This window comes from Butyrivibrio sp., assembly GCF_024699075.1.
In genome coordinates, this window is record NZ_JAILQF010000491.1 from 1 (window position 1) to 6313 (window position 6313).

Sequence of the window (6313 nt, forward strand, 5' to 3'; positions counted from 1 at the left end):
TATTACAAAGCGAAAGAGAAGTATATATAAGAAAAACTCTTAAGTGGGTTATTGAAAATGATAAGACTGAGGTGTATTTACAGCCAATTGTAAGGGCTGATACATATAAAATAGTTGGTGCAGAAGCTCTTGCAAGGATCAAAGACCCTGATGGAAACAGGATAATGCCAGGAGAGTTCATCACAATTGCTGAACATAATGGCAGCATTAACCAGATGGGCGAACAGATATTAAAAAAGACATGCAGGTATATAAAAGATAACAGTCTTGAAGAAATGGGCGTTAAATGGATAAATGTAAATCTTTCTCCAATGCAGTTCATGAATAAGAGCCTTGCAAACAGATATAATTATATTGTTGATGAGTGCGGTATTGACGTAGGCGTGATCCATCTTGAGATAACAGAAGAAGCCATGGTAGATCAGATGGTTCTTATGCGTCAGATTCAGATCATGAAAGAAGGAGGATTCCAGTTCGTCCTTGACGATTATGGTAAAGGATATTCAAATCTTGACAGGGTCAAGAGTATACCATTTATAAATATCAAAATAGATATGGCTATTGTAAGGGATTATTGCAATAATCCTGACACCCTTCTTCCAAGCCTTATACAGACTTTTAAAAAGATGGGATTTACGGTTACGGCTGAGGGAATTGAGACTAAAGAGATGGCTGACGAAATGTACAAAATAGGATGTGATTATTTACAGGGCTATCTGTTTTCACCGCCTGTACCTTTGGAAGAATTTAAAGAAGTATGTGCCAAAAGCGGTTAAAGAATTAAACTGCGTTTATCTTTGAGCTATAAAGATAAGCGCAGTTTTTTAGAACATAAGTCCTTTGTCTGTATTCCATCTTTTTCCAACTGTAAAATGCATATATATCATTTATTAAAAAGGCCATAAAACATACGATGACAGATATATATCTGATATCTTCAAGGCTTGCAAGGCCCCAAAGTATGAGTAAGACTATATCATTAAGGGCATATGCAACCGAAAAATATGCGCTTCTTCTAAATGTAAGGTACACAGCTATAAAACTTGTGGTTACTGAAATGGTACTTGGCAGGATATTGGCTGTATTAAATGCTAACAATATGAAATAAAAAACAGTAGTAATTACTGCTGCAAGTATTACCATAAATACAAGTTCATTTTTTTCTATATGATTTACTTCTACTTCAGTTTTTCTGCCATTGTAGGGATGGCGGATCCAGCTTATCAGAGCAAATACAGCCATAGGCATAGTCATGCCAAGGTAAGTTATCATTTCCCCATAATAAGAAAAAGAAAATGAAATATAGCCGTACATAAGGCTGAAAAATACCATAAGAAGCTGCCCCATGGGGTTTCCTTTGGCATTTAACAGTATTGAAGTTACTCCTATAAGAGAGGCTATCAGTGTAAGATACTGCTCCTTATCAAAAATAAAAAATGAAGAAACAATAAGGGTCACAGATACTACCCAGATTGAAATCTCAAATAAAGAAAAATAGTTTTTAACCTTCTTAAATAATGTCATAAAAATACTCCATAAAAAAACATCCGCGTACACATCTTCTAAGACCTAACGATGTGAACACGAATGCAATAAGCATTCACTACCCGGTGGCAGTATGGTTAATATACGTTGAACTTACGAACTGCTCCGTAAGGTGCTTTTTATCTTAACATGATAACAGTTAAATGGCAATGGTATATTTGTCAAGTTGTGTTTTGGTGTTCGTTATATCGCTCATTCTGTAATGGGTAAATTAAAAGTTCATCATATATCGCTCATTCTGTAATAGGCAAATTAATAGTTCATCATATATCGCTTTTCTACATTGGATAATGAAAGAATTGCCTTATTAAATGTAATCCTTTACTGGCTTTTTACATAAGACTGATAGCTGATTTTACATGAGATTATTAGCATTATCTTATGGAGGTGAATTAGATGAACATTATTTGGAATAAGGTTAATGAACTGAATACAAGTATATATTTAAAGAACAGATTATATTTGGGAGTCAGAATTTTAGTAAATCTTATAATAGGAGCTTTTTTATGGGTGGCTATAGGAAGATTCTTTTTACAGGGATATATGTGGCTGTTTTGCTTTATGGGATATCCTGCAATATTTACAGGATTTTATGGAGGAATGATCTATCTCTTTAATCATGAGTTTGCGTGACTTTTACGCAGGTTTTACTTAAAACTGGTGATGGGTTTTACATAACAAATATATGCTTAATATGTTGCAACATAAAGGGCGCCGATCATAAAAAACAAAATAAATAAGAAATACAAAAAGAAAGTTAGAAAGAAGAGGACTAATATTATGAAAAAGAAACTATTTGCAGCATTAACAAGCGTATGTCTTATGTCTGCCGCTTTAACAGGATGTAGCTCAGAGGCATCTGGAACAGATACAACAGGGAGCGAGACACCTGTAAGTGAAGCAGCAGAAAGTGAAGGTTCAGAAAATGATGCTGCAGAAAGTGAAGCAGCTGAAACACAAAATACTGAGAACGTAGCATTAGAAGGAAGCATTTCTCTTGCAGGATCCACATCAATGGAAAAGATGTGTGAGGCAATGTCAGAGAGCTTTATGGAATCTAATCCTGGCGTAACAGTAACTGTAGAGTATACAGGATCAGGTGCAGGACTTGAATCACTTGCTTCAGGATCAGTTGATATAGGAGATGCATCAAGAGGTCTTAAGGATGAGGAAAAGAACAACGGCCTTGTAGAGAATATTGTAGCTATCGATGGAATTGCTGTTATTACTGACAAGGAAAATACTGTAACAGATATCACATCAGAAGATCTTGCCAAGATATACACAGGAGAAATTACAAACTGGAGTGAAGTTGGCGGAACAGATCAGCCTATCGTAGTAATTGGAAGAGAAGCAGGTTCTGGAACAAGGGATGCTTTTGAGGAACTTATGGAAGTTGAAGATATCTGTGTATATGCACAGGAACTTGATTCTACAGGTGGTGTACTTGCAAAGGTTGCAGCAACTCCAGGAGCAATCGGATATGTATCACTTGATGTAGTTGATGATACTGTTACCGGTATGAAAATTGATGGTGTTGAGCCTACAGAAGAGCAGATCCTTGCTGGAGCATACCTGCTTCAGAGACCATTTGTTATGGCTACAAAGGGTGAGATTAGTGAGCAGAGCGAACTTGTTAAGGCATGGTTTGATTATGTGAATTCTGAAGAAGGTAAAGAGATCATTAAGAGTGTTGGCCTTATCGTTCCACAGTAAGGGGATAAAATGAATAAAAAAGCAATTATAGAAAAAACTGCAAACCTGATATTTTTGATCTGCGCAGTGGTTGCTATATTTGCAGTATGTGCGATTACGCTATATATGTTCATCAAAGGCACCCCGGCTTTGAAAGAAGTCGGGGTTTGTGATCTTCTTTTTGGAACAGTGTGGAAGCCTACTGCCAGCAGCCCGTCTTATGGAATAGGATATATTATATTAACATCATTTGTAGGTACTGCAGCTGCAATACTTGTTGGTGTTCCTATTGGTGTCCTTACTGCTGTTTTTTTGTCAGAAATGGCACATAAAAAGCTTGGAAGCATCGTTGGGAGCGCAGTTGAACTACTTGCTGCCATTCCTTCAGTTATCTATGGTCTTATAGGAATGATGGTTCTTAATCCTTTTATGTTCAAGCTGGAAAAAATTATATTTGAGGGCGATAGTACTCACCAATATACGGGTGGTGCTAATATGCTTTCTGCGATCATTGTTCTGGCGATCATGATCCTTCCAACAGTTATTAGTGTAAGTACATCATCGATAAAGGCTGTATCAGATAATTTGAGAGCAGCATCCCTTGCACTTGGCGCAACTAAAGAACAGACAATATTTAAAACCGTTATTCCGGCAGCAAGATCAGGAATTCTAACGGGTGTTGTACTTGGTATTGGAAGAGCTCTTGGAGAAGCAATGGCTATTAATATGGTTGCGGGTGGTGCAGTAAATATACCACTTCCATTTAATTCAGTCAGAACTCTTACAACCCAGATTGTCAGTGAAATGGGATATGCCAGCGGAACACATAGACAGGTACTGTTTACTGTTGGACTTGTACTGTACGTTTTCATTATGATCGTTAATTTTATTTTACTAAAGGCAAGGAAGGTAGGAACAGAAAGTGACAATTAATAAAAGGAAAATAATAGATATGTGCATTCGGCTACTTATATATATATGCGCAGCTTTTTCTGTTTTCTTATTAGCCGGCATCATAATCTATGTATTTGTAAAAGGTATAAGAGCTGTCAATCTGTCATTCCTTACTTCAGTGACAAGTGTTTTAAAAGGAACTGTAGGTATTGCAGGTAATATTGTTAATACTGTTATGATCGTCTTTATTACTATGATAATTGCAACGCCAATTGGTGTAGGTAGTGCTATTTATCTTAATGAATACGCAAAACCAGGGAAGATCGTAACTCTTATCGAATATGCAACTGAGACTCTTTCCGGAATACCTTCGATAATTTTCGGACTTTTTGGAATGATGTTTTTTGGAGAAAAGCTCGGACTTGGATATTCACTTCTTACAGGATCACTTACGCTTATAATCATGGTTTTGCCACTTATAACAAGAAATACACAGGAAGCTTTAAAGACGGTTCCGGATTCTTACAGAAATGGGGCAATAGGACTTGGAAGCGGCAAGTGGCATATGATCAGGACAATTTTAATTCCTTGTGCAATGCCTGGAATTATTACAGGAGCAATTCTTGCTATTGGAAGAATTGTGGGAGAATCAGCTGCTTTATTATTCACTGCCGGAAGTGCAAAGCTATTACCTAAAAATATAGATGGACTTTTAGATAAGCCTTTTCAGTCAGGCGGTACTCTGACTATTCAAATGTATCTGTCTGCAACAAGTGAAGGTGATTTTGAAACTGCATTTGGAATAGCAGTAGTTCTTCTTATAATAGTGCTTTTAATAAATCTTGGAACAAAGGCACTTACAAGGCATTTTGACGTAACAAGGAAGGAATAAGGTTGATAATGGGAAATACAAAGATATCAGTTAATGACTTAAATCTTTTTTATGGTGAGAACCATGCACTCAAAGATGTAAGTATGGAAATTAAAGGAAATGCAATTACTGCTTTTATAGGTCCGTCAGGATGCGGTAAATCAACCTTTCTGAAAACACTTAACAGAATGAATGATCTTGTGGATGACGTTAAGATTACAGGAAAGGTTCAGATTGATGGTGAAGATATATATAGAAAAGGGATTGATACTACTCTTTTAAGAAAAAAAGTCGGAATGGTTTTTCAGCAGCCCAATCCTTTTCCAATGAGTATATATGACAACATAGCATATGGCCCAAGGGTACATGGTATCAAGGATAGAAAGAAACTTGATAAGATCGTAGAAGAAAGCCTTAGAGGAGCAGCTATCTTTGATGAAGTAAAAGATAGATTAAAGAAATCAGCGCTTTCATTATCAGGTGGTCAGCAGCAAAGAATCTGCATTGCAAGAGCTCTTGCTGTAGAACCTGAAATACTTCTTATGGATGAGCCTACTTCTGCACTTGATCCTATATCAACAACCAAGATAGAAGATCTTATGGAGGAGCTTAAGAAAAAGTATACAGTAGTTGTGGTAACTCATAATATGCAACAGGCTGTGAGAGTATCGGATTATACAGCATTTTTTCTTGTAGGAGAGATGGTTGAATTTGGAGAAACAGGACGAATTTTTGCATATCCTAAAGATAAAAGGACTGAGGATTATATAACAGGAAGATTTGGCTGATATGATTGGTGAAATAATAGAAATTATGGAAAGGACAATAGTCATGAGAAGCAAATTTGATGAGCAGCTTTTGGAGCTTAATACAGAAATGATAGAGATGGGTAGTAAAATTATTAAGTCTATTAAAAGTGCGATAGAAGCAATGGTGGCGCGTGATGAAATCAAGGCACAAATGATCATGGAAAATGATTCTGAAGTTGACAGGTTGCAAAAACATATCGAAAGCATTTGCTTCAATCTTCTTATACAGCAGCAACCTGTTGCCAAGGATCTTCGTATTGTAACGGCAGCAATGAAAATGGTAACAGATATGGAAAGAATCGGCGACCATGCAGCAGATATTTCAGAAATGACAATACTTATGGGGCGAAAAAGCCAGATTGATAAGTTTGAACATATTTCCAAGATGGCTACGGAAACAATGATGATGCTCAATCACAGTATTGAAGCCTATGTTGAGAAGGATATTGAAAAGGCAAGAGAAGTCATAGAACATGACGATGTTGTTGATGATCTGTTT

Annotated in this window: 8 protein-coding genes; 7 read left to right on the plus strand and 1 reads right to left on the minus strand. The window is 36.5% G+C overall.

All coding sequences use genetic code 11. The features are described from left to right. Nucleotides 1-776: EAL domain-containing protein (locus K6G87_RS19645; protein WP_296841127.1), on the plus strand; the 776-nt coding region annotated here is incomplete at its 5' end. Between the two features lie 4 nt (nt 777-780). Here K6G87_RS19645 and pnuC read toward each other — a convergent pair. Further along, a complete protein-coding gene (gene pnuC / locus K6G87_RS19650; protein ID WP_296841129.1) occupies nt 781-1524 on the minus strand; it encodes a nicotinamide riboside transporter PnuC in 744 nt (247 codons plus the stop codon). A gap of 417 nt (nt 1525-1941) precedes the next feature. On the opposite strand from pnuC, the gene K6G87_RS19655 reads away from it, so the two are divergent. The 6 genes from K6G87_RS19655 to phoU all read left to right on the plus strand — a co-directional run. Further along, complete coding sequence (locus K6G87_RS19655) at nt 1942-2178, plus strand: hypothetical protein (protein WP_296841132.1); 237 nt, start codon at nt 1942-1944, stop codon at nt 2176-2178. Nucleotides 2179-2325: 147 nt separating this feature from the next. Then, nucleotides 2326-3261: a phosphate ABC transporter substrate-binding protein gene (locus K6G87_RS19660; protein ID WP_296841134.1), complete on the plus strand. Its 936-nt coding sequence runs from the start codon at nt 2326-2328 to the stop codon at nt 3259-3261. A gap of 9 nt (nt 3262-3270) precedes the next feature. Continuing rightward, nucleotides 3271-4173, plus strand: a complete 903-nt coding sequence (gene pstC, locus K6G87_RS19665; protein ID WP_296841136.1) for a phosphate ABC transporter permease subunit PstC — start codon at nt 3271-3273, stop codon at nt 4171-4173. A 19-nt stretch (nt 4174-4192) separates the two neighbouring features. Then, a complete protein-coding gene (gene pstA, locus K6G87_RS19670; protein WP_296841140.1) occupies nt 4193-5026 on the plus strand; it encodes a phosphate ABC transporter permease PstA in 834 nt (277 codons plus the stop codon). Between the two features lie 5 nt (nt 5027-5031). Next, complete coding sequence (pstB, locus tag K6G87_RS19675) at nt 5032-5793, plus strand: phosphate ABC transporter ATP-binding protein PstB (protein ID WP_296841142.1); 762 nt, start codon at nt 5032-5034, stop codon at nt 5791-5793. 43 nt (nt 5794-5836) lie between these two features. After that, nucleotides 5837-6313: phosphate signaling complex protein PhoU (phoU, locus tag K6G87_RS19680; protein WP_296841138.1), on the plus strand; the 477-nt coding region annotated here is incomplete at its 3' end.